This is a genomic window from Rhodoferax sp. TH121, from assembly GCF_002251855.1.
Classification (GTDB): domain Bacteria; phylum Pseudomonadota; class Gammaproteobacteria; order Burkholderiales; family Burkholderiaceae_C; genus Allorhodoferax.
The window spans coordinates 309,177-335,587 of sequence record NZ_NOXW01000022.1; the positions used below are offsets into that span (position 1 = coordinate 309,177).

At 62.9% G+C, this 26,411-nt stretch carries 30 protein-coding genes and 1 pseudogene; 13 read left to right on the top strand and 18 right to left on the bottom strand.

All coding sequences use genetic code 11. The features are described 5' to 3' along the window. Nucleotides 1-174: 174 nt before the first annotated feature. From CHU94_RS15765 to CHU94_RS15785, 5 genes are all read right to left on the bottom strand, one after another. Nucleotides 175-888 carry a tetratricopeptide repeat protein gene (locus tag CHU94_RS15765; RefSeq protein WP_176452057.1) on the bottom strand — a complete coding sequence of 238 codons (714 nt, stop codon included), beginning with the start codon at nt 886-888 and terminating at the stop codon, nt 175-177. 246 nt (nt 889-1,134) lie between these two features. Next, nucleotides 1,135-1,971, bottom strand: coding sequence for an ABC transporter permease (locus CHU94_RS15770; RefSeq protein WP_094481625.1), 837 nt, complete (start codon nt 1,969-1,971; stop codon nt 1,135-1,137). Nucleotides 1,972-1,975: 4 nt separating this feature from the next. Next, complete coding sequence (locus CHU94_RS15775; protein WP_094481627.1) at nt 1,976-2,899, bottom strand: ATP-binding cassette domain-containing protein; 924 nt, start codon at nt 2,897-2,899, stop codon at nt 1,976-1,978. 24 nt (nt 2,900-2,923) lie between these two features. Next, nucleotides 2,924-4,078 (bottom strand): GGDEF domain-containing protein, encoded by a 1,155-nt coding sequence (locus CHU94_RS15780; protein ID WP_094481629.1) that lies wholly within the window; start codon nt 4,076-4,078, stop codon nt 2,924-2,926. Between the two features lie 4 nt (nt 4,079-4,082). Then, nucleotides 4,083-5,576, bottom strand: coding sequence for an AMP nucleosidase (locus tag CHU94_RS15785; RefSeq protein WP_094481631.1), 1,494 nt, complete (start codon nt 5,574-5,576; stop codon nt 4,083-4,085). Nucleotides 5,577-5,648: 72 nt separating this feature from the next. On the opposite strand from CHU94_RS15785, the gene CHU94_RS15790 reads away from it, so the two are divergent. Beyond that, nucleotides 5,649-5,975: a hypothetical protein gene (locus CHU94_RS15790; protein ID WP_141211478.1), complete on the top strand. Its 327-nt coding sequence runs from the start codon at nt 5,649-5,651 to the stop codon at nt 5,973-5,975. A gap of 18 nt (nt 5,976-5,993) precedes the next feature. Here CHU94_RS15790 and CHU94_RS15795 read toward each other — a convergent pair whose 3' ends face one another. After that, nucleotides 5,994-6,266, bottom strand: coding sequence for a cysteine-rich CWC family protein (locus CHU94_RS15795; protein ID WP_369597401.1), 273 nt, complete (start codon nt 6,264-6,266; stop codon nt 5,994-5,996). A gap of 6 nt (nt 6,267-6,272) precedes the next feature. Here CHU94_RS15795 and CHU94_RS15800 point away from each other — a divergent pair, with 6 nt between their 5' ends. After that, on the top strand, nt 6,273-6,740 hold the full coding sequence (locus tag CHU94_RS15800; protein ID WP_094482789.1) for a CYTH domain-containing protein: 468 nt from the start codon (nt 6,273-6,275) through the stop codon (nt 6,738-6,740). On the opposite strand, the gene CHU94_RS15805 is transcribed toward CHU94_RS15800, so the two are convergent. Then, nucleotides 6,716-8,239, bottom strand: coding sequence for a tetratricopeptide repeat protein (locus CHU94_RS15805; RefSeq protein WP_094481637.1), 1,524 nt, complete (start codon nt 8,237-8,239; stop codon nt 6,716-6,718). The two genes, CHU94_RS15800 and CHU94_RS15805, sit on opposite strands and share 25 nt — an antisense overlap. Continuing rightward, nucleotides 8,232-8,909 carry a glycosyltransferase gene (locus CHU94_RS15810; RefSeq protein ID WP_094481639.1) on the bottom strand — a complete coding sequence of 226 codons (678 nt, stop codon included), beginning with the start codon at nt 8,907-8,909 and terminating at the stop codon, nt 8,232-8,234. Before CHU94_RS15810 ends, CHU94_RS15805 begins: the two co-directional genes overlap by 8 nt. A 153-nt stretch (nt 8,910-9,062) precedes the next feature. Between CHU94_RS15810 and CHU94_RS15815 the strand changes: the two genes are divergently transcribed. Both CHU94_RS15815 and CHU94_RS15820 read left to right on the top strand, forming a co-directional pair. Then, nucleotides 9,063-9,404 carry a hypothetical protein gene (locus CHU94_RS15815; protein WP_094481641.1) on the top strand — a complete coding sequence of 114 codons (342 nt, stop codon included), beginning with the start codon at nt 9,063-9,065 and terminating at the stop codon, nt 9,402-9,404. Between the two features lie 84 nt (nt 9,405-9,488). Beyond that, nucleotides 9,489-10,463: a GyrI-like domain-containing protein gene (locus tag CHU94_RS15820; protein WP_217901324.1), complete on the top strand. Its 975-nt coding sequence runs from the start codon at nt 9,489-9,491 to the stop codon at nt 10,461-10,463. Between the two features lie 16 nt (nt 10,464-10,479). Here CHU94_RS15820 and CHU94_RS15825 read toward each other — a convergent pair whose 3' ends face one another. Continuing rightward, nucleotides 10,480-10,947: an Lrp/AsnC family transcriptional regulator gene (locus CHU94_RS15825; protein ID WP_094481643.1), complete on the bottom strand. Its 468-nt coding sequence runs from the start codon at nt 10,945-10,947 to the stop codon at nt 10,480-10,482. A gap of 26 nt (nt 10,948-10,973) precedes the next feature. Here CHU94_RS15825 and CHU94_RS19300 point away from each other — a divergent pair, with 26 nt between their 5' ends. The 5 genes from CHU94_RS19300 to mmuM all read left to right on the top strand — a co-directional run bounded on the left by CHU94_RS19300 (nt 10,974) and on the right by mmuM (nt 14,404). Then, a complete protein-coding gene (locus tag CHU94_RS19300; RefSeq protein WP_176452058.1) occupies nt 10,974-11,129 on the top strand; it encodes a hypothetical protein in 156 nt (51 codons plus the stop codon). A 23-nt stretch (nt 11,130-11,152) separates the two neighbouring features. Further along, nucleotides 11,153-11,938: a transporter substrate-binding domain-containing protein gene (locus CHU94_RS15830; RefSeq protein ID WP_094481645.1), complete on the top strand. Its 786-nt coding sequence runs from the start codon at nt 11,153-11,155 to the stop codon at nt 11,936-11,938. A 55-nt stretch (nt 11,939-11,993) separates the two neighbouring features. Continuing rightward, a complete protein-coding gene (locus CHU94_RS15835; protein WP_094481647.1) occupies nt 11,994-12,674 on the top strand; it encodes an ABC transporter permease in 681 nt (226 codons plus the stop codon). A gap of 2 nt (nt 12,675-12,676) precedes the next feature. Further along, nucleotides 12,677-13,372 (top strand): ABC transporter permease, encoded by a 696-nt coding sequence (locus CHU94_RS15840; protein WP_094481649.1) that lies wholly within the window; start codon nt 12,677-12,679, stop codon nt 13,370-13,372. Between the two features lie 87 nt (nt 13,373-13,459). Continuing rightward, a complete protein-coding gene (gene mmuM / locus CHU94_RS15845) occupies nt 13,460-14,404 on the top strand; it encodes a homocysteine S-methyltransferase (protein ID WP_255034000.1) in 945 nt (314 codons plus the stop codon). Between the two features lie 88 nt (nt 14,405-14,492). Here mmuM and CHU94_RS15850 read toward each other — a convergent pair whose 3' ends face one another. From CHU94_RS15850 to CHU94_RS19700, 3 genes and pseudogenes are all read right to left on the bottom strand, one after another. Continuing rightward, nucleotides 14,493-14,888 carry a c-type cytochrome gene (locus CHU94_RS15850; RefSeq protein WP_255034001.1) on the bottom strand — a complete coding sequence of 132 codons (396 nt, stop codon included), beginning with the start codon at nt 14,886-14,888 and terminating at the stop codon, nt 14,493-14,495. Nucleotides 14,889-15,072: 184 nt separating this feature from the next. Then, nucleotides 15,073-15,201 (bottom strand): hypothetical protein, encoded by a 129-nt coding sequence (locus CHU94_RS19555; protein ID WP_255034002.1) that lies wholly within the window; start codon nt 15,199-15,201, stop codon nt 15,073-15,075. A 105-nt stretch (nt 15,202-15,306) separates the two neighbouring features. Further along, nucleotides 15,307-15,501: pseudogene (locus tag CHU94_RS19700) on the bottom strand (DUF4124 domain-containing protein); the annotation flags it as partial. A 55-nt stretch (nt 15,502-15,556) separates the two neighbouring features. On the opposite strand from CHU94_RS19700, the gene CHU94_RS15860 reads away from it, so the two are divergent. Next, the gene (locus CHU94_RS15860; RefSeq protein ID WP_094481655.1) at nt 15,557-16,243 is read left to right on the top strand and encodes an ankyrin repeat domain-containing protein; all 687 of its coding nucleotides are present in this window, start codon (nt 15,557-15,559) and stop codon (nt 16,241-16,243) included. Nucleotides 16,244-16,295: 52 nt separating this feature from the next. On the opposite strand, the gene CHU94_RS15865 is transcribed toward CHU94_RS15860, so the two are convergent. Continuing rightward, complete coding sequence (locus CHU94_RS15865; RefSeq protein WP_094481657.1) at nt 16,296-18,521, bottom strand: malate synthase G; 2,226 nt, start codon at nt 18,519-18,521, stop codon at nt 16,296-16,298. A gap of 138 nt (nt 18,522-18,659) precedes the next feature. Here CHU94_RS15865 and CHU94_RS15870 point away from each other — a divergent pair, with 138 nt between their 5' ends. The 3 genes from CHU94_RS15870 (at nt 18,660) to CHU94_RS15880 (ending at nt 21,234) form a co-directional block, all read left to right on the top strand. Then, entirely contained in the window at nt 18,660-18,959 is a 300-nt protein-coding gene (locus tag CHU94_RS15870; protein ID WP_094481659.1) for a Dabb family protein, read from the top strand. A 6-nt stretch (nt 18,960-18,965) separates the two neighbouring features. Then, nucleotides 18,966-20,150, top strand: a complete 1,185-nt coding sequence (locus CHU94_RS15875; protein WP_094481661.1) for a CaiB/BaiF CoA-transferase family protein — start codon at nt 18,966-18,968, stop codon at nt 20,148-20,150. A 142-nt stretch (nt 20,151-20,292) separates the two neighbouring features. After that, nucleotides 20,293-21,234, top strand: a complete 942-nt coding sequence (locus tag CHU94_RS15880; RefSeq protein ID WP_094481663.1) for a LysR family transcriptional regulator — start codon at nt 20,293-20,295, stop codon at nt 21,232-21,234. A 27-nt stretch (nt 21,235-21,261) separates the two neighbouring features. Here CHU94_RS15880 and CHU94_RS15885 read toward each other — a convergent pair whose 3' ends face one another. From CHU94_RS15885 to glpK, 5 genes are all read right to left on the bottom strand, one after another. Next, nucleotides 21,262-22,467 (bottom strand): GGDEF domain-containing protein, encoded by a 1,206-nt coding sequence (locus CHU94_RS15885; RefSeq protein ID WP_141211479.1) that lies wholly within the window; start codon nt 22,465-22,467, stop codon nt 21,262-21,264. A 124-nt stretch (nt 22,468-22,591) separates the two neighbouring features. Further along, nucleotides 22,592-23,656: a hypothetical protein gene (locus tag CHU94_RS15890; RefSeq protein ID WP_094481667.1), complete on the bottom strand. Its 1,065-nt coding sequence runs from the start codon at nt 23,654-23,656 to the stop codon at nt 22,592-22,594. Between the two features lie 9 nt (nt 23,657-23,665). Beyond that, nucleotides 23,666-23,929, bottom strand: a complete 264-nt coding sequence (locus CHU94_RS15895) for a DUF2164 domain-containing protein (protein ID WP_094481669.1) — start codon at nt 23,927-23,929, stop codon at nt 23,666-23,668. Nucleotides 23,930-24,008: 79 nt separating this feature from the next. Then, a complete protein-coding gene (proC, locus tag CHU94_RS15900) occupies nt 24,009-24,824 on the bottom strand; it encodes a pyrroline-5-carboxylate reductase (RefSeq protein ID WP_094481671.1) in 816 nt (271 codons plus the stop codon). A 74-nt stretch (nt 24,825-24,898) separates the two neighbouring features. After that, nucleotides 24,899-26,398, bottom strand: a complete 1,500-nt coding sequence (glpK, locus tag CHU94_RS15905; protein WP_094481673.1) for a glycerol kinase GlpK — start codon at nt 26,396-26,398, stop codon at nt 24,899-24,901. Nucleotides 26,399-26,411: the final 13 nt, after the last annotated feature.

Below are 26,411 nucleotides of genomic sequence, written 5' to 3' on the forward strand. Positions count from 1 at the left end.
GTGGGCTTGCTGCGTTAACGCCCTAATCGGTGCGCTTGCTCTGTGGCAACCGCAAGTGCGGCCTGCGCCCGCAGGCCCCACCACCCGCCTAGGTGGTGGGCTGGGGTGCAATTTGGAACTTCGGTTTCAGATTGAAAGCGGACATGAATCTCGCCTGAGAAGCTAGGCTCTTCATCATTGCTTTCCATCCAATTTCATGAGAATTTGTAAGGCAATAGGGTCCCCCAAATCTGCAGCCTTTCGAAGCCAAAAGATGGATTTATTCTGATCTTTGGCTACCCCAAGGCCCTTTGCATACATGTAGCCCAGCGTCGTTTGAGACGAGGCATGTCTCGCATCTGCAGCAACCTGAAAAAGTGATATCGCCCGCTCGTAGTTAACTGGGACCCCTTCTCCGTTTTTATAAAGCAAACCTAGGTTGTGGTGGGCTCCGATATGACCGCCATCAACGGCCTGCTGGTAGTACCTTGCGGCTTCAGCATCATTTTTCTCAACGCCTCGCCCCCAGTAGTACATAAGCCCCAAGTTGTAGGCAGCGGTTTTATGCCCTTTTTTTGCGGCTTCACCGAACCACTTGGCGGCTTGGGTATCGTCTGGTGATACGCCATCACCGTCTTGCAGAATTTGCGCTAAATTGAACTGGGCATCCGAGTATCCCTGCTCTGCAGCCCGTCTAAACCAGACAGCCGCGACGGCATCGCTCTTGGGAACGAATTGACCTTCCATATGCATTAGGCCGAGCATGAATTGTGCGTGGGGTTCGTCGGCGCTAGCGAGCTCTTCAAACAAAGCGTAGGCTTGTTTGAAATCCTCTGGCCCGCCTTTTTTCCACGAATCCAATGCTTGTTGTCCCTTGGCCTGTATGGCTGTGTCTTGCAGCGCAGACACGGCCTGACTCGTCGACGGTACTGGTGCCTGCACAAGTCGGCGTATTTGAGGCACTGCATAAAGGCAGCTCAGCACCGTGAGCAGCAGCAATGGCCAACGCCAACGCGCTCGGCGCCACTGCGAATAGAGAGGTTCCCTAATGAAGTGCCAGCGTTTCAATCTCTTGTTGTGTTCCATAGTTGAATTTCGCCTCGTCACAATAGGGCGTTCTATGAATGTCGGCTTCTGCCGAAAACAGCCGTCACCTCACTTCGCAAACCGCTTGCGCGTAAGCGCCAGTGCCACCCAGAACGCACCAACGGCATACACCGCCAGCACCGCCAAATGTCGCAGGGCATCCGTCGGCCACTGGTCCATGAACAGAGGCCGCACCAGGGCTACTGCGTTGGACAGCGGCAGCCAGTCAGCCACCACGCGCACCACCACGGGCAACTGTTCGAGCGGGAAAAAGACGCCACTCAGGAACATCATGGGCGTGAGGAAAAGGGTGAAGTAGTAGGTAAAGAAGTCGTAGCCTTTGGCCAGCGCATTGAAGATGAGCGCGATGCAGCTGAAGGTGATGCCCACGCCGAACAGGATGGGCCAGGCCACCAGCAGCTTGGGGCTGTGGCTGATGCCCAGCGCGAGCATGACGCCCAGGATGGCGGTGACGGTGAACAGGGACTTGAAGGCAGCCCAGAGCATTTCGGCCAGCACCACGTTGTCCAGACTCACCGGGGCGTTCATGATGCCGTCCCAAGTCTTTTGCACATGCATGCGGCTGAAGGCGGAGTACAGCGCCTCAAACGAGGCGGCCTGCATGGCGCTCATGCAGATGGAGCCGCTGGCGAGGAACAGAATGTAGGGCACAGCCACGTTGCCGGCTGGGCCAGCTACATTGACCTCGCCCACCAGGGCGCCCATGCCATAGCCAAAGGCGACCAGCCACATGAGGGGTTCGGCAATATTGCCGACAAGGCTGGGAATGGCCAACTTGCGCCAGACTAGCAGGTTGCGCAGGAACACGGGCCAGAAGCGCAAGGACACCTCCGGCGCGCGCCAGATGGATTGGGGCTTGGGCTGAACGTAATTAGCGGTGGTCATGGGATCAACCTTCCTCGCGGATCTGGCGTCCGGTCAGTTTCAAAAACAAGTCTTCCAGATTGGCCGGACGGTGCAGGGTGCGCAGCTGCGGATGAGCGGCCAAGCCCTGCAGCAGGGCGCCGGCGTCTTGCGTGTAGAAAAACACGGTCTCGCCGCTTACCTCGATGCGCGCGGCCAGGTTGCGCAAGGGGCTGTCTACCAGAGCCAGCGCGCCAACGCCGAACACCTCAACAACGTCCGGCTCCAAATGCTGGGCGATCAGGTCGCGCGGGGTGCCCTCCGCAATCTTCTTTCCATGGTCCAACACTAGCAGGCGGTTGCACAGCCGCTCGGCTTCGTCCATGAAGTGGGTGGTCAGCAGGATGGACTTGCCTTGTTGCAGCAGTACCTGCAGGCGCTCCCACATCAGGTGGCGGGCTTGTGGGTCCAAGCCGGTAGTTGGCTCGTCCAGCAGCAGCAGCTTGGGATCGTTCACCAATGCACGTGCCAACGAGAGTCGCCGGCGCATGCCACCTGACAGCTCGCCGGGTTTGGCGTTGGCCTTGTGGGTCAGGGCGGCAAACTCCAGCAGCTGTGGAATACGCGCCTGGATGGCCGCGTCTTTCAGGCCGAAATAGCGGCCAAAGACCAGCAGGTTTTCGGCGCAGCTGAAGTCGGGGTCCAGTGTGTCGAACTGGGTGACCACGCCAAGCTGGGCCTTGATGGCCAGTGCGTCACGTGGCATTTCCAAGCCCAGCGCTTGGATGCTGCCTCCGTCGGGCACGGTGTGGCCCAGGCACATGCGGATAGTGGTCGTTTTGCCCGCGCCGTTAGGCCCGATCACACCCAGGCATTCGCCCGGCGCGATTTCGAAAGACAGGTCTTTGACCACCTCCGCGTCACCATAACGCTTGTGCAAGTGCTGCACTTCAAACAGTTTTGCATTCATGCGGCCATTGTGCCGCAGGGGTGTCTAGTCTGCCTGCAGCAGCCGGCCCCGGCCCTGCGCCTTGGCCTGGTACAGCGCGGTATCGGCGCGCACCATGAAGTCGGTGAGTTTCTGGTCGTTAGGCTTCAGCAAGGCCAGGCCGGCACTGTAGCCCACGCGCAGCGTGGGCTGCTGGATGCCTTCTTCCAACAGGGCCAGGCGCAGTCGTTGCTCCACGTGCAGGGCCGCGCGTTTGTCCGTCTGCGGTAGCAGCAGGGCAAACTCTTCGCCGCCAATGCGCGCTGCCAGATCGCTGCTGCGGCGGTTGGACTGCAGCACCTTGCCGACCATACGCAACACCTGGTCACCCACTTCGTGGCCCTGCGTGTCGTTGATGCGTTTGAAGTGGTCTAGGTCCAGCATGATCAGCGCCAGCGGGGTGCGGTGGCGTCGTGCCTGGTCGAACAGGGCGGGGGCCCGGTCATCCCAGCCATGGCGGTTGAGCAGACCGGTGAGGTTATCGGTAAACGCCTGTTCGCGCAGCTGGCCCTCAGCCTCTTCGCGCCAGGCCACGAGTACCGCCACGGTGGTCAGCACCAAAGCCAGATTGGCCGTGAGTTGTGCCGCCACGTTCACAGGGTGGGGCGCGTCGAAGGTGGGGTAAAGCTCGGGGTAAAACGCACCCAGTACGCCACGGGCCAGTGATGCGCAGGCGACTGCCCCGTAACACAGGGCCACCAGGGCACGCCAACGCAAGCTCGCTGGCTGGCGAGGCCCCAGTGCAGCCTGGGCCACGATGGTCAACTGGATTGCAAACAGCAGATTGGCATACCCCACGCGCAGGCTGTAGTTTTCAAAACTCAAGGCGTACCCGATGGGCATCAAGATCAGCAGGGCGAGCAGGGCGCGTTGGTTGCGGCGGGGCCCCAGCCAGGCTTGCAAGGCCAGGAACATCAGGTAATTGGCCACGGAGGCCATCACCATGGCCATCGTGGACAGCACGGGGTCCAGCCAGTGGCCAAAGGCAAAGCCCGAGGCGATGATGGCAACCCAGCCCAGTGTTTGGCTCAACAGGCTGAATTGGGCCAGGCGGGCGGCGCGGCTGATGCCCTGGCCCATGATCAGGAGCAGAGCGACGGAGACAGTGCTCAGGTTGAGCGCCGTCAGGACCAAAATGGTCAGGACATTGAGCTTCTCCATGCGTTTACTGGAAGGCCACCTCAGCAAAGCTGCGCAGCTTGCGGCTGTGCAACTGGTCTACCCCCTGGGCACGCAGCAGTTCCAGCGCGCGGATGCCGATGCGTAGGTGTTGGTCTACGCGCTCGCGGTAGAAGTGGTTGGCCATGCCAGGCAGCTTGATTTCGCCGTGCAGGGGCTTGTCACTCACACACAGCAAAGTGCCGTAGGGCACGCGGAAGCGGAAACCGTTGGCCGCAATGGTGGCGCTTTCCATGTCCAGCGCCACGGCGCGACTCTGGCTGAAGCGGCGCTGGGGTGTGTTGTCAGGCAGTAGTTCCCAGTTACGGTTGTCGGTGCTGGCCACGGTGCCCGTGCGCATGATGCTCTTGAGTGCGGCACCCTGGATTTGGGTGACATCGGCCACCGCCTGCTCCAGCGCCAGCTGAATTTCTGCCAGCGCCGGGATCGGCACCCACAGCGGCAGCTCTTCGTCCAACACATGGTCCTCGCGCACATAGCCGTGGGCCAGCACGTAGTCGCCCAGCTGCTGGCTGTTGCGCAGGCCCGCGCAGTGGCCCAGCATGATCCAGGCATGTGGGCGCAGCACCGCGATGTGGTCGGTGATGGTCTTGGCATTGGCCGGGCCCACGCCGATGTTGACCATGGTGATGCCGGCGTTGTCGGCGCGCACCAGGTGGTAGCCCGGCATTTGGGGCAGGCGCGGTGGCGCAGCGCCCAAGGCGTCAGTGGTCTGGGCGGGCAGCCCCACGCGGCGGGTGACCACATTGCCGGGCTCCACAAAGGCAACGTACTCGCTGTCGGGCTTGGCCATCTCGGCATGGCCCAGGCGCACGAATTCGTCGATATAGAACTGGTAATTGGTGAACAGCACAAAATTCTGGAAGTGCTCGGGCGCCGTGCCGGTGTAGTGGCGCAGCCGGTGCAGCGAATAGTCCACCCGCGGCGCGGTGAACAGCGACAGAGGTTGGGGCTCGCCAGCCTTGGGGCTGTAGGTGCCGTTGGCAATGCCGTCGTCCATGGCGGCCAGGTCGGGCAGGTCGAACACATCGCGCATCAGCGTGCGGCGTTCGGCGTTCATTTGGCCCTCCACGTGGTCGTGTTCGGCAAACGAGAAGTGAACCGGAATGGGCTGGCTGCTGGTGCCCACCTCCAGCTCCACGCCATGGTTTTGCAGCAGCAGGCGGAACTGTTCCAGGTAATAACTGCTGTAGAGGTCGGGGCGGGTCAGCGTGGTTTCAAACCGGCCGGGGCCAGCCACAAAGCCAAAGCTCAGGCGCGCTGCTTCGGAGCCCGGTTTGCGCGATACCGTATCGGTGTGGATGCGCACCAGCGGGTAGCAAGCGCGCACATGGCCTTGGCTGTCGTTGCCAGCCACAAACTGCTGCATGGCTTGGCGCAAATGCTGGATGCTGCTGTCGTAAATGCGCTGGACCTGGGCCAGCGCGGCGGCCGGTTCGGTAAAGCGGGCGGGAGCGATGAAAGGGGGCAAGCTGGGCATAGGGGTATTGTGCCGCGTGATTGTTTGCGCGGTATGCGGTAGAGTGCAGGCAAGACCACCACGAGGCGCACGGTGCCAGACCCGAAAGACTCCCGTTTTCACGAAACCGGCTTTCCCTCTTTGCAGTGGGAGGAGGATGATCTGCCAACGCGCCCCATGCCGTTTCATGAGCGACCGCTGCAAGCGCGCATTGACCATGAAATGGCCATCATTGCCGAGCACCACATCCGTATCGCCCTGGCCATAGAAAAGTTTTGGGGCCACCGCGACTGCGTGGAGTACCTGCAGACCCTGGTGCTGAGCGGTGGCTACAGCGACAGTACGCGCAACCGCGTGGGCTTCAAGCCCGAGGTACTGTCGGCCTTGATCAATCTGGCTTCGCTACACAAGGTGGAGTGAGCCCCCAGCGCGGGCGAGTCAGCCTGCGTTCCGTTCGGCGGCCGCTGCGCACGCAGCACAAATACAGGCTTTGCCACGGTCAAGTACCGGAATGCGGGCCAGCAGCTCTGTGCTGAAGGTCGCCTCGGTGCACCAGCAGGGTGGCCGTTTTTGGCCAGTGGCGCGTTCCAGTTCCATGGCGCATTGGTTCCCTTGCCCGCATAGCGGGCACACTTCAGGGTTGGTGGGGCGTGGCACGAGCATGGTGACCCAGTGTAGCCGTCGCAGCCCATTTTTTCTTGAAGGATGCATGCCGCCATGGCCGTAGAAATTGAACGCAAGTTTTTGGTAATGGGCCAGCCCTGGTTGCAGGTGCCTGGAGTGGTGTTTCGCCAGGGTTACCTGAATCGGGACAAGGCCCGCACGGTGCGCGTGCGCGTGGCGGGGGCGGTGGCCTATCTCACCATCAAAGGCGTGAGTGTGGGCGCAACCCGTGCCGAGTTTGAGTACCCCATTCCCCTGGCCGACGCCGAAGCCCTGCTGGCCCTGTGTGAGGGCCCCTTGATTGAGAAAACCCGCCATGTGCTGACCCACGCAGGCACTGTGTGGGAACTGGATGTGTTTGCCGGCGACAACGCCGGGCTGGTGGTGGCCGAGGTGGAGCTGCTGTCTGAAGACCAGGCGTTTGTGCGCCCCGGCTGGCTGGGCGCTGAGGTAACGCAGGACGCGCGCTACTTCAATTCCAGTTTGGCTGCACACCCCTATTGCCGCTGGTCCACCCCGTAGCGCGCATGCAACGAGGCTGCCAGCGTGGCCATCGGGGCTTGCCAGTCTGCCCCAGCGCTTTGCCGGTGTACGGCAAAGCCGGGGAACCAGGGCGAGGGGGAGCCTTCCTCTTGCCAACGGAATTCTGCGGGGGCCGGCACCAGCACATCCCCGCCGATGCCCAGCCCAGCGCACAGGTGCACATTGGTGTTGCTCACGCCCACCAGTCCGTCCAGGCACGACAAGAGGGCGAGCAGTTCGTCCAGATCCTGGTCGTACCCACTGGCGTCCAGCACCCGGTCTTCGCCCAGACGGGTTTGCACATGCGCCCACTCCTGGGGCTGTAGCTCCCGCTGCAAAACCACGACCTCCACGTCCAGCGTTGCAAGAACGTCCAGAATGCCATCCAGTGGAGCGGATTTTTGCAGCCAGCGTTGCGTGGCAAACCCCTGCGGCTGGGCTTGCGTGCCTGCGCGCCAGGCTAGCCCCAGCTTGCGGCGGGGGCTGGCCAAGAGCGGGTGTTGCTGCTGCAGGCGTGCACGCAGGGTGGCGTTGGCCTGTAGCGGCACGGCGGCGGGGTAATGGTTTGCCTGCGTGCCGCCCAAAGCCAGGGGCAGGTCACCGATCTGCAGCCTGAGGGGCGCGGGTGCCTCTGGGGGGGGCGTTTGAACGAGCGAGGCAAAGGCCGGCTGGCATAGAAGTGGTGCCAGTTTGGTGTTGCACAGCTGGTAGTGCACCCGTGCGCCAAGTGCGTGCAAGGCTGGCAGGAAACGCATGAAAAACAGCTCGTCGCCGATGCCTTGTTCTCCCTGCACCCATACTGTGTGGCCGTGCAAGTCGGCTGGCAGTGCTGGTGTGTGGGGTTGCCAATCCGCGATTGCACCTTCATGGGCATGGCGGTTGAAGCGCCAAGCGTAGTGTGGCCAGCCCTGCGCTAGCCGGCCCTGGCGAAGGTAGAGCAGGGCGAGGTTGTGGTGCGCTTCCACATGTGCGGGGTGCAATGTCAGGGTGGCGCGCAAGGCGGAGGCGGCTGCAGCCGTCTGACCGCACTGGGCCAGACAGCTGCCCAGGTTGTAGTGCAGGCGCACCGAATGCGGGTGGCGCTGGGCGGCTGCCTGCAAAAAGGACACGGCCTGCTCTGGCATGCCAGCCTGTTCGTAGAACACTCCCAGGTTGTAGGCCGCTTCTTCGTGACCCGGGTCCAGCATAAAGGCCTTGATGAGCTGCATCTCCGCCGCCGTGTGTTGCCCGGTGAGCTGCAGGGCGCGGCCCAAGGTCATCGCATGTTCGATGGCCAGTGCAGCGTCCGCACCCGGATTCAGGTCGTGCAGCAGGGCCACGCAATCCTCATAGCGGCCCAAGTGGAACAGGGATTCACCGGCCAGAAAGCGCCAGTACGCGTTTTGGGGCTGGGCCTGCAGCGCCGAGGCGTAGGCATCGAAGGCCTGGGCGAACTGGCCTTGCGCCAGCAAGTGGTCGCCCGCCAGTGCATGGTCCAGTCCGGGTGTGGCCTCAGCCATGGCGCTGTTGCGAGTAGTCGGCTAGCAGGCGCTCGCGATGCCACTCGGCGGCCATGGGATCATCGGCGTACTCGTGAAAGCAAGGCGTACCCAGCGTCCAGTGCAGCAGTTTGGCATCGGGGTTGGCGCCAAACTCCTGTGGTAGCCAATTCCATTCACGCGGCAGTGCGCCGATTTGCTCGTCCGCCAGCCATGTGAAGCGGTGCAGCTGCGCACCGGTGCCGTTTTCGACAAAGGCGGGGGTCACCACACGGTTGGCCGGGTGGCCGCAGTTCCACAGCACCACGCTGGACCAGTTCTTGCGCGGGTAGTCCTGGTTCTTGGAGCCGAGGTACTTGCCCTGGGCCTTGGTCTTGTAGTCATGCTGCACGCACATCACGGCCTTGCTCTCGTCGCGCAGGGCCCAGAGTTCGCTGATGTCGGTGCGCAGAACCATGTCACCGTCCATGAAGATCGCCCAGCCGCTGTAGTCGGTCAGGTGCGGGAGCAGAAAGCGGCTGTAGATGAACTGGTTGCTACCGTCGCCATGGGTCTCGCGGTAGTCGGGCAGGGTGTGCAGCGCCAGTGGCGTGATGGCCACGGGCTGCCGTGCGTGCCGCACGATGCTGTTGGCACACACGTGGTACGCCACGGCTTCGCGCGGGTCATAACCAATGAAGATCCGGATCATGCGCCATGCTAGGCCGGGGTGGCAGGCCTGAAGCGCAGAAAAGCACCGCTTTGCCCCGCCAAAAAGCGGGCGCTTCTTTGCAAAGAAGATACATGGCGCTGCTACGCTGGCTGCGGGCCGGCACCCTGCAGGCCATATGCAAAGGAGCGCGTGATGCAAGGAATCCACCGATCATTTCTGGTTGCCACCCTGGGCGGTCTGTGCCTGCTGGGCAGTGCCTTGGCCCAGCAGAACCCGCCGCCCAAACCGCCCGAGGGTCAAGGCAATGGACAAGGTGGTGAGCACCGGGGCCCGCCACCCGATGCGCTGGCCGCCTGCACATCGCTGGCCAGTGGCGCCGCCTGCACCATGACCACGCCCCAGGGCAGCATGAGCGGCACCTGCGGCGCCCCCGAAGGCAAACCGTTGGCCTGCCGCCCGGCGCGTCCGCCCCAAGGGCACGGCCAGGGCGACAGCGGCAACAAGTCCCCACCGCCACCCAAGCCCGCGAACTGAGTCTGCATCTAAGAGAAATTGGCTTCCAGCCCGCGTGGAATGTGCGCGAGCAGCTCCTGAATCAGGAGCGTTACACTGCGGGCCATGACTTCTTCTGTCCTGGCCCGCAGCCCTGCGGCGGAGTACACGCAGCGCATGAACCGGGTGCTGGACCATATCGACCGGCACCTGGACACTCCGCTGGAGCTGGCCGCGCTGGCAGAGGTGGCGCACTTCTCGGCCTTCCATTTCCACCGCATGTTTGCCGCCTGGATGGGCGAGACCCTGGGCGACTACGTGCGTCGCCGGCGCCTGGAAGTGGGGGCCTTGCACCTCGCCGCCAATGCCCGTGTCGGCGTGCTGCAGGTGGCTCAGAGCGTGGGCTTTGGCTCGGGCGAGGCGTTTGCCCGCGCCTTCAAGCTGCACTTTGGCTGCACGCCCACGGCCTGGCGCACCAACACTCCGCAGCGCTGGGCGCAAGAGTTGCAGCACGCGCGCCGCCTAGCGGAGCGCAATCTGGATCAGACGGAAGGCAAGCACGATCAGGCGGCAGATGCCGCTTCTGGCGACCATGCAGGCCTGTCCAACTCCAGGGAATTCGCCCTCATGCAAGTCACCATCACTCAGCTGCCCGCCGTGCGCGTGGCCTATATGCGCCACATCGGCCCCTACGGCCTGCCCATCAACCAGTTCTGGAGCCAGACCTTTGTGCCCTGGGCCAGCGCACAGGGCCTGCTGCCCGGTGCGTCTTGCTATGGCATCGGCCAGGACGACCCGCACATCACGCCCGCCGCCCAGTGTCGCTACGACGCCTGCGTGGCGGTGCCGGACGGCTTTGTCGCCAAGAGTCCGACCTCCATCACTACATTGCCCGGTGGCCGATACGCCGTGGCTTCATTCAAAGGGGCGGTGCCCCAGCTTACGCTGGCCTGGACCGAGCTACTGCGTGACTGGCTTCCCGCCAGCGGCATGCAACTGGACGGCCGCCCGGTGTTCGAGCACATGCCGCCCGACACACATTACGACTCGGCGACAGGGGTGTTCAGCTGCGAACTGTGCGTTCCAGTCAAAGCGCTGTAGCTGGCGACGCGCCGACTTATTCGTCTACCGGCACGTACAGGTCGGACTTCATCGCATCGATCACCACATTGGTGGTCATGCGGATGACCTGTGGCACCTCCGCCATCAGCCGGGCGGAGAGTGCGTCGTATTCCTTCACGCTTTTGCTCAGGATGACCATGACCAGATCGACCGCGCCGGTCACATAAAAAAGCTGTTGCACCTCGGGTTCTTTTTGTACCCAGGTGCGAATGCGGGGCAGGGCTTCGTAGTTGTCCTTGAGTTCAATGCCGGCAATGAACTGCATGCGTTGGCCCACCACTTGCGGGTCCACGATGGCCACCTCGGCCGTGATCACTTTCTCGGCCCGCAGCCTACGAAGGCGCCGTTGCACAGCTGATGCTGAGAGTCCAACTGCTTCGGCAATCACTTCGGCATTGACTTGGCAATCGCGTTGCACGAACTCCAGAATCTTGCGGTCAAAGGGGTCCAAAGGCGTTTCCATCGGTGCATTGTAGGCAGGACGGTGCGATGGCCTGCGGCGGCACCAAAGCCTTCGGCGATGCCGTTTTCCTGCGCGAAAAATGCTTATTACGCCGCCTGGCGTTATTTCTTTGCGGGAAACTTGAGTTTCCTTTGCGTCTTGAAAACGCAGTGTTGGTCGAACTTGGTGGCGTCTTGCGGTAATCGCCCGGATGGAGGAGCAAAGAATGAAGCGTTTGGTTGTAAAAGCCTTGTTGGGTGGCCTGTTCTTGGTGGCCGGCGTGGCCCATGCCCAGGATGTGGTTCGTATCGGCACCCTGTCCGACTACCCCCCCTTTGAGTACAAAGACGCATCCGGCCAACTCAAGGGCATGGAGATTGAGTTGGGTAACGTGATCTGCAAGCACATGCAAGCCAAGTGCGAGTACGTCACCATGGACTTTGATGCGCTGATCCCCGCACTCAAGGCCAAGAAGATCGATGCCGTGTTGGCCCAGATGTCCATTACCGACGAGCGCAAGAAGGTCGTGGACTTCACCGACCTGTTCACCCTGGCGCCCGTGCAGTACGTTGCCAAGGTAGGTTCCGGCATCACGGAGGACCCGGCCACACTGCGCGGCAAGACCGTGGGCGTGTACAGCGGCTCCAACAGCGAGACCTACTTTAAGAAGCGCCTACCCAAGGGCAAGTTCGGCATAGCCACCAAGTCTTACCCGAATCAGGACGCGATCTGGCTGGACCTGGAAGCCGGCCGCATTGCGGCCACGCTGACGGACACCACTGTCGCCTACGAGTGGCTGCAAAAAAGCGGCAATGCCAAGCGATTTGACTTCGCGGGCAAGCCGGTGAACGACGTAGAAATTTTCGGGGAAGGCACGGGCATTGCCGTACGCAAGGGCGACGCCCTGAAAGCCCGTTTTAATGTCGCTATCAAGAAGGTCCTGGCCGACGGCACCTTTGCAGCCGAAAACAAAAAGGTGTTCCCGTTTAGCATTGCGCCCAACAGCAAGTAATTGAGAGGCCGCTACCGCCCCGTGCGGGCGGTGGCTGCGCTTTTCCGGAGTCGCGATGGATGTTTTGCAGGCCTACATGGGCCAGCTGGTGCAAGGTGCGCTGATGACCGTGCAACTGGCCTGCGCCGCCCTGGTGTGCGGGCTGGTGTTGGGCTTGGTGCTGGCGGCTTGCCAGCTTAGCCGCCACGCCTGGCTGCGCTGTCCGGTGGCGATGCTGACCGGCGTGTTGCGCGGAGTGCCCGAGTTTCTGGTGGTGCTGGTGTGCTACTTCGGGCTTTCTAACCTTATCAACAACCACTTCGACAGCGCGTTTGACATCAGCCCGTTTTTTGCGGGCGTGGTGTCGCTGGCGCTGGTGTTGGGGGCCTATTCCTCCGAGGTGTTTCGCGGCAGCTTTGTGGCGCTGGAGCGCGGGCAGCTGGAAGCCGCCCGCTCGTTGGGCCTGAGCCCGGGGCAAACCTTCTTTCTGGTGCGCTTGCCACAAGCCTGGCGCATTGCCATTCCCAGCCTGGGCAATCTCTGGCAATCCCTGCTCAAAGACACCTCGCTGGTGTCGGTGGTGGGTCTGGAAGACTTGCTGAAAAAGTCCAACATGGCGGCGCAGGCTTCGCACCAGCCGTTCCTGTTTTTGATGACAGCTGCCCTCATGTATTTCTGCTTGCTGGCCATATCCGAACCCTTGCTCTCCGCACTGGAGCGCCGGGCGCAGCGACCCTACCAGGCCCACCGCAGCTAGCCATGGATTCCTGGTTTACCGACACGCTCGTCCTGCTGCAGGACAACCGAACCGAACTGTGGGAAGGCCTGGTTCTTACCCTGAAGCTATGGCTGGCCTCAGGGGTTGGGGGCTTGGTACTGGCGCTCGGCTTGGCGCTGGGCGCCACCCATGGCGGGGCGGTCATCAAGCGCTTGGTGCGCTTTTACAGCGCGGCCCTGCGGGGCACGCCGCTGTTGGTGCAGATGTTCCTGCTGTACTACGGGCTCAGCCAGTTTGAAGGGGTGCGGGCGTCTGCGGCCTGGGTGGTGCTGGAGGATGCGTTTTACTGCGGTCTCATCGCACTCACGCTCAACATTGCCGCTTACATGGCCGAAGATATCCGCGCCGGCATCTTGGCGGTGCCCTTGGGGCAGCAGGAAGCAGCCCGCGCTTTCGGCATGCGTACCGGCACCCTGCTGCGCCGCATCGTGCTGCCGCAGGCACTGCGCATTGCCACTCCAGCCCTGGGCAACGAAGCGGTGTCCCTGCTCAAGGCGACTGCGCTGGTCAGCACCATCACCGTCTTGGACCTCACTGGCGTAGCCCGCCGCATGTCCACCGAGTCCTACACCACCGACGCGCTGGTGCTGGCGGGGGTGGTCTACGGCGTGTTGACTTTGTTGATAACGGCCGGTGTGCATTATCTGGAGCGTCACCGCAAAAGCCACACCGCCTGAGCTGCTTGTCCGCATGGAGGTCAGGCAAATTGCCGCCACCACGCATGTGCTTTGTCTAAGCTCATCCACGTTTTTTGAATGGTCCCCATGATGCTGAATCCCCTGGAAAGTTTTCTCGTACACGACCGCCTTATGGTGCTGGACGGCGCCTTGGCTACTGAGCTGGAGCGCCGTGGCGCCAACTTGAACGACGCGTTGTGGTCCGCGAAGCTGCTGATCGAGCAACCCGCGCTCATACGCGCGGTGCATGCGGACTACTTTGCCGCTGGTGCCGATGTGGCCACCACTGCCAGCTACCAGGCTACCTATGAGGCCTTTACCCTCCGTGGCATGAGCCGGGCGCAGGCTGCTGACCTGATGCGCCTGTCGGTCACCTTGGCCTGCGAGGCGCGCGATGCGTTCTGGGCCCAGCCAGCCAACCGCGTGGGGCGCTTGCGCCCGCTGGTGGCCGCGTCGGTAGGCCCGTATGGCGCCATGCTGGCGGATGGCTCGGAGTACCGCGGCAACTACGGCCTGGGCCGTGCCGCACTGGCCGACTTCCACCGCGAACGCATGCAAGTGCTTTCTACCTCGGGCGCCGACCTGCTGGCCTGCGAGACGATTCCCTGCCTGGACGAAGCCTTGGCGATTGCCGATGTGCTCGCAGAACATAACAGCATCAGCGCGTGGATCAGTTTCTCTTGCAAAGACGGCGAGCACAACGTGCAGGGCGAGCGTTTGGCTGACTGCGTGGCCGCGCTGGAGGCTTACACGCACATCGTGGCCATCGGCGTGAACTGCACGGCGCCAGAGCATGTGGCCAGCCTCGTCGAACAGGCCAAAGTCCGCACAACCAAGCCGGTGCTGGTGTACCCGAACTCCGGTGAGCACTACGACGCCGAGGGCAAGGTCTGGACCGGTGCTTGCAACCCGGCGAATGCTTACGCGGAAATGGCTGCGCGCTGGCAAGCCAAAGGGGCCCGGATGATTGGTGGTTGCTGCCGGACTGGCCCGGACGACATTCGCGCGGTGCGCCACATGGCAGCAGCCTAACAATTTAGGCGCCATATGGGGGCTTAGAGTCCGTGGAATATGCGTAGATAGCTATTAAAATAGTAGCGTTTTCGCGCTTCTTTGAAGCCTATTGCGCTACCGGTGGCAGCGACATCACCCACTGCGCCATCTGTCGCGCTGGCGCCTCGCTGAGTTGCGGTTGGCGGGGCATCAGGGCTCGGCCCCACTCACCGGCGCCACTGTTACGGATCTTGGCACTCAAGTATTCCGCCGCATTCGGGTGGCCCTGGTAGCGCGCTGACACTTGCTTGAACGCGGGGCCGACATAAGGCCTATCCACACCGTGGCAGCGCATGCAGTTTGCGGCGTTGACGGCTGACTTTCCGGCTGCCAGAGCGGCAGGGGTATTCGTAGAAGCCGCAGCCACTATGGTGCTGGTGCTCGCCGTAGACAGGTCTGAATTTTGAATCGCTTTGCCTTCGCTGCTGCCAGCTTGAAGTGTGCGCCAGTCCACCGTCAGCATGCCCGCAACGAATATCACCTAAGCCACAATGAGTGCAGCGGCAAGCCAGCGTGGCCTGTGAGTTGGGGTGTGATCGTCAGCGTGCATGTGCGGTCTATCAAAACAAGATGACCGAGTGTCGTGCCAATGGCATCACTATGTCTGATAGCGGGCTCTGTCAAGAAGCTGCGCCGCACCCCGAGCCTCATCCGCACGCTTTTTTGACGTCGTCGCGGGTTTTCAATGCCGCCGCGAGAAGCATCTCGCGCGTACCATCCGGAATGTCCGGGTTTTTTTGCCGCATTTTCGCGATTTTGCTATCGAGCTCTGCCATTTCGCTTGCGGACGGGCATGGCTCCCCGCGGTATGTACGCCCCGAGCTGCTTCCCGTGTTGAGTGTGGGAGTCTTGGGGCTCTCATTGTTCGTGGGCGCTGTCGATTCAGCGACTGTGGACGGTGTCCCTGATGTGATGCGTAGAGCGGTCGACTGGTCGTCGAGCGGACAGGGGTGTTGCTGAAAAGTGATGCGTTTGTGGCGGTCAACACATTTGAACTGGGCTTGGGCTGCGGAGGCGCAAGCGAGTGCCATCAAAATTCCTGCAATTCGAGTGCTGCTGGGACGGGTTATGAGCATGTCAAATTAATGAAAATGGAGATAGTTGAAATTATCTTTCCCTTCCACTGGTCTCATGTATTGGTCCACGTTTGTTTTTTATTTTTTGCGCCGCGCCATCTCTGTCCTTTTCGTGGCGGGATGTGTGGTGCTGGCGATGCCTGCAACAGCAGCGCCACCTTCGAACCAGCTTTCAGCCCGGCATTTGCAGGGGCAATGGTGCTTGATGGAATTGCATGGCAACGGCATTCGCGTTCCTGAAAACATCGAATTGCAACTCATGTCTGGCGGTCGCTACCGGTGGAAGGATGGGAGCTTTGTGACAGATGGCCGGTGGGAAGTGACCCAAACAGCGCTGGTCTTGTCGTTGGCTGGTTACTTGCCCGCGAAATTGGTGGGGCCCAATGGTCTGCGGTTGGAGCCGCCCAAAGCTGTGTGGCATTTGCGGCGTGGCAAGTGTCCCGCTGAGGGCATCTCCCAGCAAGACATCGTGGCGCTTCATGCTGCTGCCGGTCGCGCTGACTTGCCCGCAGCACAGAACTTGTTGGGCCGCGGCGTAAGCCCGGACATGCAGGATTTTGTCAGCGGCGACACAGCGCTCATTCTGGCGGCGAAGTTTTGCAAGCCGTCAATGGTCCACTACTTTTTGGAGTACGGCGCTAACAAGTTGGTTCGCAATCTCGAGGGACTTACCGCCCTTGACTATGCGGTTGGTAACGTCTCCCACCGTGCATGCCCTAGCGTGAAAGACATGTTGCTCTGATTTGGGCCGTGCATAACGGCATCCGAGGGTGCCGTTATGCAAAAGCGTCTGCTTACGCCGCCGCCTTCACCTTCAAGCGCCACGCATGCAGCAGCGGCTCGGTGTAGCCACTAGGCTGCGCCAATCCCTTGTACACCAGCTCAGTCGCTGCCTGGTAGGCCGCACCCTTGAAGTTGCCCGCCATGGGGGTGTAGAGCTTGTCGCCGGCGTTTTGCTTGTCCACCTTGGCGGCCATGCGTTGGAAAGTTTCTTCGACCTGGGCCTTGGTGACCACGCCGTGGTGCAACCAGTTGGCCATGTGCTGGCTGCTGATGCGCAGGGTGGCGCGGTCTTCCATGAGGCCGATGTCGTTGATGTCGGGCACCTTGGAGCAGCCAACGCCCTGGTCGACCCAGCGCACCACGTAGCCCAGAATGCCTTGGGCGTTGTTGTCCAGCTCGGCTTGCTTCTCGGCGTCTGTCCAGTTCGGCGTGGCCGTCACCGGGATTTGCAGCAGCTTGTCCAGAATGCCGGGGCGGGCCTTCTCGTAGTGGGTCTTTTCCAGTTCCTTTTGCACGTCGCTCACCAGCAGCTGGTGGTAGTGCAGGGCGTGCAGGGTGGCGCCGGTGGGGCTGGGCACCCAGGCGGTGTTGGCACCGGCCTTGGGGTGACCGATTTTCTGTTCCATCATGGCCTTCATCAGGTCGGGCATGGCCCACATGCCCTTGCCGATTTGCGCCTTGCCGCGCAGGCCGGAGGACAAGCCCACCAGCACGTTGTTCTTCTCGTACGCAGCAATCCATGCGCTGCTCTTCATGTCCGCCTTGCGGATCATGGGCCCGGCTTGCATGGCGGTGTGCATCTCGTCGCCGGTGCGGTCCAGGAAGCCGGTGTTGATGAAGGCCACGCGGCTTTGCGCGGCGGCAATGCAGGCCTTCAGGTTCACGCTGGTGCGGCGCTCTTCGTCCATGATGCCCAGCTTGACCGTGCTGTCCGGCAGGCCCAGCATCTGTTCCACGCGGGTGAACAGCTCGGCGGCAAACGCCACTTCTGCGGGGCCGTGCATCTTGGGTTTGACGATATAGACCGAGCCCTTGCGCGAGTTGCGGATGGTGTCTTTCTTGGTCTTCTTGAGGTCATGCAAGGCGATGGTGGTAGTGACCACCGCGTCCATGATGCCTTCGGGGATTTCTTGCGTCGTGCCGTCGGCCGCGGTGTAGGTGATGGCCGGGTTGGTCATCAGGTGGCCCACGTTGCGCACAAACATGAGGCTGCGGCCGTGCAGCTTCACTTCCTTCTTGCCGTCGGGTGCGGTGTACACGCGATCGCCGTTCAGGCCACGGGTCAGCGTCTTGCCTCCCTTGTCAAAGCTCTCGACCAAAGTGCCCTGCAGAATGCCCAACCAGTTGCCGTAGGCCAGCACCTTGTCTTCAGCATCCACCACGGCCACGGAGTCTTCCAGGTCCAGAATGGTGGAGAGCGCGGCTTCGACGACGAGGTCGCTCACACCTGCTGGGTCAGTCTTACCGATGGGCGTAGCGCGGTTGATGATGATGTCCAAGTGCAAGCCGTTGTGGATCACCAGCACGCTGGAAGGAGCTTTGGCAGCGCCTTGGAAGCCGACAAACTGGGCCTTGTCGGCCAGCTTGGAGGTGGAACCGTCCTTCAGGGTGACGACCAAGTCACCGCCCTTGATGGCGTAACCGGTGGAGCCTACGTGCGAGCCTTTTTTGAGCGGGGCGCAGCGGTCCAGCACGTGGCGTGCGTATTCAATGACCTTCTTGCCGCGCTTGGGGTTGTAACCTTTGGGGCCGACTTTTTCGCAGCCCTTGTCTTCGCTGATCACATCCGTGCCATACAGCGCGTCATACAGGCTGCCCCAGCGGGCGTTGGCGGCGTTCAGCGCATAGCGGGCGTTCAGCACGGGCACCACCAGCTGCGGTCCGGCTTGCGTGGCCAGCTCGGCATCCACATTTTTAGTGGTGATCTTTACCTTCTTGGGGCTTTCAACCAGGTAGCCGATTTTGTCCAAGAATGCCTTGTAGGCGGGCATGTTGGTAATAGGGCCGGGGTTGGCCTTGTGCCAAGTGTCCAGCTCGGTTTGCAGGCGGTCGCGCTCGGCCAGCAGGGCGATGTTCTTGGGAGCCAGGTCGGCCACGATGGCGTCAAAGCCTTTCCAGAACGCCTCAGGCGCAATGCCGGTACCGGGCAGTACTTTCTGTTCGATGAACTGGTGCAGGCTGGTGGCCACCTGCAGGCGGTGCGCGCTGGTGCGAGGGGTAGACGGTGCGTTGGACATGAATGATGCCTTTCGAGATAAAGAGAAAAGGGGTGCCGGCGCCATAGGCCTGAAGCTAGGGATGTACTGTATTCCATCCTTTGTGAGTCACTATATGGAAGAATATCAATCTATTTGTGACAATTTCAAAGGTAGTCCATGTCCATACGCCATCTCGTTCTGCTGAAGTTCAAAGCCTCCGTCACCTCGGCCGAGATCCGGGGCATTGAAGCCGGATTTGTGGATTTGCGCAGCAAGATCAGTGCCGTGCAAAGCTTGGAGTGGGGCACCAACAACAGCCCCGAAGGCCTGGCCAAGGGTTTCACCCACTGCTTTAACCTCACGTTTGCGGACGATGCCGCCCGCGCCGTCTACCTGCCGCACCCGGACCATCTGGCGTTTGTGGAGATTCTGAAACCCACACTGGACGATGTGCTGGTGCTGGACTACGCGGTGTAAGCGCCCATGAGCGAAGCCACAACCTTGCCGCTGGCCGGCATCCGCGTCGTCGAATTTACCCACATGGTCATGGGCCCCACCTGCGGCATGACGCTGGGCGACTTGGGGGCCGAGGTCATCAAGGTGGAGCCGCTGGCCGGCGACAGCACCCGCAAGTTGCTGGGCAGTGGCGCGGGCTTTTACCCGCTGTTCAACCGCAACAAGAAAAGCATTGCGGTAGACCTCAAAAGCCCGCAGGGCCGAGAGATTGTGCTCAAGCTCATCGCCGCGGCCGACATCGTGAGCGAGAACTTCAAGACCGAGACCATGCAAAAGCTGGGCTTGGACTACGCCTCTCTGAGCAAGCTGGACCCGCGCCTCATCTACGTGAGCCACAAAGGCTTTTTGCCCGGCCCCTACGACCACCGCACCGCGCTGGACGAGGTGGTGCAGATGATGGGCGGCCTGGCCTACATGACCGGCCGCCCCGGCGACCCACTGCGCGCGGGCAGTAGCGTGAACGACATCATGGGTGGCATCTTTGGCGCCGTGGGCGCCATGGCCGCGCTGATGCAGCGCCAGCAGACCGGCAAGGGGCAGGAGGTGCAGAGCGCGCTGTTCGAGAACAACATCTTCCTCGTGGCGCAGCACATGCTGCAGTTCGCCGTCACCGGCAAGGCCGCCGCGCCCATGCCCGAGCGCATTTCGCCCTGGGGCATTTACGACGTGTTCAGCGTCAAGGATGGCGAGCAGATCTTCCTGGCCGTGGTGGGCGACGGGCAGTGGAAAACCTTTTGCGAGGCCTTTGGCTACGCTGACCTGTATGCCAACCCAAGCGTGGCCAAGAACAACGACCGCGTCTTGGCGCGCAGCTGGCTCATCCCCGAGCTGCGTCAGCGCCTGGCGCAGTTCAGCCGGACCGAGTTGAGCGAACGCTTCGAAAAAGTCGGCCTGCCGTTTGCGCCCATCACCGACCCGCAGCACCTGTTTGACGACCCGCACCTGCAGGCCACCGGCGGCCTGGCGCCCATGGAATTGCCTGACGGTCGCCAGACCCAGGTGCCTCTGCTGCCGCTGACGCTGGGCGGCGAACGCCTGGGCCTGCGCCTGGACCCGCCCAAGCTGGGCGAGCACACCGACGCGTTGCTGCGGAGTCTGGGCTACTCCGGGGCCGACGTGGCGGCCCTGCATTCGGAAGGTGTGGTGCTATGAAAATAGGAGCTGCTTGCGCAGATTTCACGAGCGCCAAAGGGCTGAAGGCGAGGGTGTTTTGCTCCGTGTCCCCCGCCCGCTGCGCGGGCTCCTCCTTGACCTACGTAAAACGCACTCCCCTTCAGCCCCGGACGCGCTAGTGATGGACAAACTCAAGCAACTCGAATCCTTTGTCTCGGTCGCCACCCGTGGCAGCTTGACCGCTGCTGCGAATGCGGAAGGTGTCGCCCCTGCCATCATGGGCCGGCGCCTCGACGGGCTGGAAGAGCGCCTGGGCGTGAAGCTGCTGATCCGCACCACGCGCCGTATCACCCTCACCCACGAGGGCAGTGCGTTTTTGGAAGACTGCCAGCGCATCATTGCCGACGTGGCCAACGCCGAGGCCAGTGTGAGTGCCGGTGGGGTGAAAGCCGCGGGGCATTTGCGCATCACTGCGCCCGCGGGTTTTGGCCGACGCCATGTGGCGCCGCTGGTGCCCAAGTTTCGCGCGCTGCACCCCGAGGTGACGGTGTCACTGAACCTGAGTGACCGGGTGGTCGATATTGCGGGGGAGGGCTTTGACTGCGCAGTGCGCGTGGGCGACATGCCCGATTCATCCCTCGTGAGCGTGCGCATGGCCGATAACCGCCGCTTGTGCGTGGCTACACCAGCCTACCTCAAGCGATTTGGGACGCCGCAGACGCCGGCCGATCTGGCGCGTTTTGACTGCCTCACCCTGTCCAGCGATGCTTCCCAGACGCGGGGCTGGGCGTTCAAGCTGCCGGCTGATGCCAAAGGCGGCAAGGGCGGCAAGGGGGGCGAGGTGATCTACCTCAAGCCTGCCGGCCCGCTGGACTGCAGCGACGGCCAGGTGTTGCACGACTGGTGCCTGGCGGGCCTTGGCATTGCCTGGCGCAGCACCTGGGAGGTGGAGGCAGAGATTGCAGCGGGCCAACTGGTGGCTGTGCTGGAGGACTACGCCGCCCCGCCCAACGGCATTTACGCCGTATTTCCCCAGCGCAAGCACCTGCCGCTGCGCGTGCGCCTGTGGATCGACTTCATCAAGGAACGCTACGGGGCTGCCGGGTACTGGAAGTCGCTATAAAAACAGGAGCTGCTTGCGCAGTATCCATCAGTGCTGGAGGCTGATTTGGCTATGAATCGGCTCCAGTGAAATCTCCACCCGGTTGCGTCCGTTGCGTTTGGCCAGGTACATGGCGGCGTCGGCGCGGCGCAGCACGCTAGCCTTGCTCTCGCGGGAGCCCAGCACGGCGGCGCCGAAGCTGGCTGTGAGTCGGATGTCTGTGTCGTGGGCACGCAGTGGGGTCGCTTCCAGTGCCATGCGCATGCGGTTGGCCGCTTCGCGCGCGCCCGTGAGGTGGGTGCCGGGCATGAGCACCATGAACTCTTCGCCGCCAAAGCGGCCCAGTGCGTCTACGGTGCGCAGGCGGCTTTGCACGACATCCACCACATGGCACAGTGCGCGATCGCCAGTTTCGTGGCCGTGGCGGTCGTTGATGTCCTTGAAATGGTCCAGGTCAAAAAAAACGCAAGCCACGGGCTCACCGGTGCGGTGCGTGCGCTCCAGCTCGATGCTCAGGCGCTCCTCCATCGAGGCGCGATTCAGGCAGCCCGTCAGGTGGTCCTGCTCGGCCAGGCTGCGAAAGCGTTTGACCAGGCGCCCGGCGGTAAGGCCCGCCATGGTGATATTCATGGCCATGACGATGATGGTCAGCATCCACAAAAATGGGGTGAAGTGGGGGACTTGCACAAAGCCCTCCGTCGGTGGCGGCGGGCCTTCTGCCAGCACCAGCACCACGCGCGCCAGCATGGCCACCGTGGCCAGCAGAAACGGCCCGCTGATAGCCCACCGCACCGTGGCCGAGAACTGGTCGTTGCGCAGCCCGCGGTAACAGTCCCAGAAGCAACTGAACGTGAGTGCGGCTACCGTGAGCGAAAACACGATGGCGCGCACCATGTAGGAACTGCCGTCCGGGGGCACCTGCAGGGTGATGACCATCGCCAGCAGGATGGGGCTGATGCGGCGCGCCAGCGTGGGCAGCTCGTCCAGCCGTACCAGGTAAACAATGCCGCTGTGGAAGGCCGCCAGCCCCATGAATACCAGCCACTCCACGCCCTGGTAGTGCACATAGCTGGGGGTGCCTGTGCGTTGCACCAGAAGTGCCACGGTGCCGGCAAACAGCAGGTTGGCCACGCAGAACCGGAGGGTGGCTTTGGGGGCCATTTTCATGGCCCCACCGATGACGCCCCAGGAGAAGGCCCACATGGCAGTGAGCACTATGTCCATGTAGAACAACGTGATGTCGACCTGTCCCAAAACGGTTCCCCAAGGTGTTGGCTGGCGGCAGTCATTGCTGTGCCGGTGGCTAGGGTCAGTGTAACCCTGTGTGGGGGGGCATTTCAGGCGCAAAAGCGCAGGCCACGATGTCCGAGCTGGCAGTCTAGGGTCGGGTGATTACGCTGCGCAGTGTCTGGCCGCTCGGCTGGGAAAAGGTCAGGCCCATGGCGTGCACTTGCCAGCCTGGGCTACCGGTCCAGATCCGATAGCCCGGCAGGATGCAGTCGCTGGTTCGGGTTTCACCGGCCTCGGGCGGGCTGCCCAGCATCTGGGTGTAGGGGGCCGCGTCGGGGCGGTGCAAGACCAGGTAGGCCCGCGTGCGCGGTATGGGGGCAATGGGGTCCACACCGTCGGGACGAAAGCCAATGCTAAAAGCCGGTGCTGTGCTGCTGGCGGCGGCCATATCTGGCGTGAACTCGGCATGCGCTGCCGCGCCGTTGGACTGCGCCCAGTGCAGGCGCAGGTAGGGCGGAGCTTCGCCCGCCGACCACATCAGGTGCAGGTCATTGCCGTTGGTGCAGTAGCTGGGGTGTGCAGCGGAGCGGTCGGTAGGCCATTGGCCGCCCTGGCGTTGCTCCACCCGCAGCAGTCGGGTATCGGGTGCCCCCATCAGGGTCTGGGTGTAAATCCGCCCCACGCCTGCAACCTCGTAGGCTTGCACTGGCTGCACGCTGTGCGCAAGGGGTGGGTTGTTGGCGGGCACTTCGCGTCGCATGCCAATCTCGCGGCTTGCGGCCAGCAGCGGTCCCTGCGCAGCAAAAAACGCGGTTCCCGGAATGGCCAGGATCAGCAGCCCGCTGACGGCCAGCGCCAGACTCTCTGGCGCGGACAGACGCGGCCGCACCCAGCGCCCGGCCAGCGCATGGCTGCCAAACCACAGCAGTGGCGCGGCGGTAAACAAGGCCAGGTAAAACACGGCCAAGCCTTCCATGCCACTGACGGACCGCGCTGGCAACACCAGTGCGGCCACCACCAGCGGGGCTGTGATCGCAGAGCTCAAGCGCACGGCCAGCCAGCTGCCTACGCGGCCCGAGCGGGCGAAGAAACGGCTTTCCAACCACAGCAGCAAGAGCACCAGCGCAGCTAGGCCTGCGCCTATCCGCAGCCAGTTGGCCTTGTCGTCTGGTGGGAGTGCCGCCAGTGTGGCCAGTGTCTGTTGCCAATCCATGGGGCAATCCTAGCGTTTGCGGTCGTATTTGCGCCAGTACTGGAACTCGTCCTCGTGCACTTCCAGATCCACCTCGGCCACGCGGGCCTGCAAGCGTTCCTGCACATCGGCGACAGCCTGGTTGTAGACCAACGGCCCCACCTCTTCCAGAAAGAAACCCAGCAGTCCACCCGCCGCCACGTTGCCGATGGGCTCGTCCATGTACTCGCGGAAGTAGCGTTCGATGGAGGCGATGGCCTGCTGGCGTGCTTCTTTGGAAATCTCAATCGCCATGGCGGAATCCTGTTGCTATCAAAAAAGAAGCTGTTTGCGCAGTATCCACGAGGTCTGGGGGGCTAAAAAGCTTGAAATCTCAAGCCCCACCGAACTCCCGACCCAGCTCGCCAGCGCGGGTCTGCGCGGCAAACAGGGCTTTGGCAAACAGCGCCTTCATGCCGCTTTCGTCCATGCTGGTGATGGCGGCATAGGTGGTGCCCCCCTTGGACGTGACCTTGGCGCGCAGGGTCTCGGGGGAGTCAGTGGACGCGTGGGCCAGCTCGCCGGCGCCGATAAAAGTGGCAACCGCCAGCTTGTAGGCCTGATCGCGGTCCAGGCCCATCTGGGCGCCGGCCTCGGTCATGGCTTCCATGAAATAGAACATATAGGCCGGGCCCGAGCCGCTGATGGCAGTAACGGCGTCCAGCTGCGCTTCAGCCGTCAGCCACACCGTGGCGCCGGTGGTGGCGATCACCTCGTTGGCCCAGTCTTTGTCGGCCTGGGTGACGGCGGGGCGGGCATACAGCGCGGTGATGCCTTTGCCGATGAGTGCAGGCGTGTTGGGCATGGTGCGGATGATGCGCTGGCTGCCCAGCCAGGCGGCAATGCTGTCACTGGGAATGCCGGCGGCCACGCTCAGGTGCAGGGCGCCGGTGTTGTGCGCGGCCACCGCAGCGGCGGCGTCCTTGAAGGTTTGCGGCTTCACGGCCCAGACGATGAGGTCTGCCGTGGCCAGAAAGGCACCGGCCTCGGCCTGCGCGGTGATGCCGAAATCGGCCTGCAGGCGCGCACGCGCTTCGTCCCAGGGCTCCACCACGTCAATCTGGCTGGCCGCAAAGCCCTGGCGGATCAGCCCGCCGATGATGGCGCTGGCCATATTGCCGCCGCCTATGAATGCAATGCGCTTGCCCATGGTGTTGTGTCCTCTGTAGATGTCGTTGAGCGCCAGAGTCTAGCCAAAGCCCCGGCCGCAAGCCGACAAAGGGCTTACAGCGTGGTCTGGCGCACCGCGTGTTCCCACTGCGCCATGCGCTCCTTGGCACGCTCGGGCGCCATGGTGGGCAGAAAGCGGCGTTCGGCCTTCCACAGGTCGGTCAGCTCGTCGGTGCTGCGGTAAGCGCCCGTGGTCAGCCCGGCCAGGTAGGCCGCGCCCAGGGCGGTGGTCTCAGTCACGGCGGGTCGCACCACGGGAATGCCCAAAAGGTCGGCCTGGAACTGCATCAGTAAATCGTTCACGCACGCACCACCGTCCACACGCAGCTCGGACACCTGCGCGCCGCGCGCCCGCACGGCGTCGCGGCTCATGGCCTGGAGTAACGCCGCGCTCTGGAATGCTATGCTTTCGAGAGCGGCTCGCGCAATGTGGGCGAGGGTGGAGCCGCGGGTGAGGCCTGTAATGGAGCCGCGTGCATCGGGTTTCCAGTAGGGGGCGCCCAGGCCGGTGAAGGCGGGCACGACTATCACGCCGCCTGCGTCGGGCACGCTTTGCGCCAGGCTTTGCACCTCGCCACTGCCCTGGATGGCGTGCAGTCCGTCGCGCAGCCACTGCACCACGGCGCCCCCCACAAACACGCTACCTTCCAGCGCGAATTCGGGTTGGGCAGTCGTCTGCGCTGCACTGGTGGTGATGAGGCCGTTGTGCGAGGTCTGGAAGCTGTGGCCGGTGTGCATGAGCATGAAGCAGCCCGTGCCGTAGGTGTTCTTCACCATGCCGGCTTTGAAGCAGGCTTGGCCGAACAGCGCGCTCTGCTGGTCACCCGCCACGCCGCCAATGGGGATGGTGCCGCCCAGCAGCTCGGGCGCCACTTCGCCAAACAGCGAGGCGGAGGGCTGCACGGCAGGCATCAGGCTGGCCGGAATGTCCAGCGCGGCCAACAGGTCTTCGTCCCACAGATTGGTGTGCACGTTGAAAAGCATGGTGCGGGAGGCATTGCTCACGTCGGTCACATGCACGCGGCCCTCGGTCAGTTGCCAGATCAGCCAGCTGTCGATGGTGCCAAAGGCCAGCTCGCCGTTGGCGGCCTGCGCGCGTGCGCCGGGCACGTGGTCCAGCAGCCACTTGAGCTTGGTGCCCGAGAAATAGGCGTCCACCAGCAGCCCGGTCTTGTCGCGGATGGTGTCGGCCAGACCCTTGGCACGCAGCTCGGCGCAGGTGGGTTCGGCGCGGCGGTCCTGCCAGACGATGGCGTGGTGGATGGGCTGGCCAGTCTTGCGGTTCCACACCACGGTGGTCTCGCGCTGGTTGGTAATGCCCACGGCTTTTACTTGTGCGGCAGTGATGCCGGCTTTGGCCAGCGCCTCACGCGCCGTGGCGAGCTGGATGCGCCAGATCTCCAGCGCGTCGTGCTCCACCCAGCCGGGCTGGGGGTAGATCTGGGTCAGTTCCTTCTGCGCCATGGCCACGATGCCGCCTTCGGGCGTGAACACGATGCTGCGCGAGCTGGAAGTGCCCTGGTCAAGGGCAAGCAGGTAGGTGGGCTGGGACATGGCGGTCTCCGGA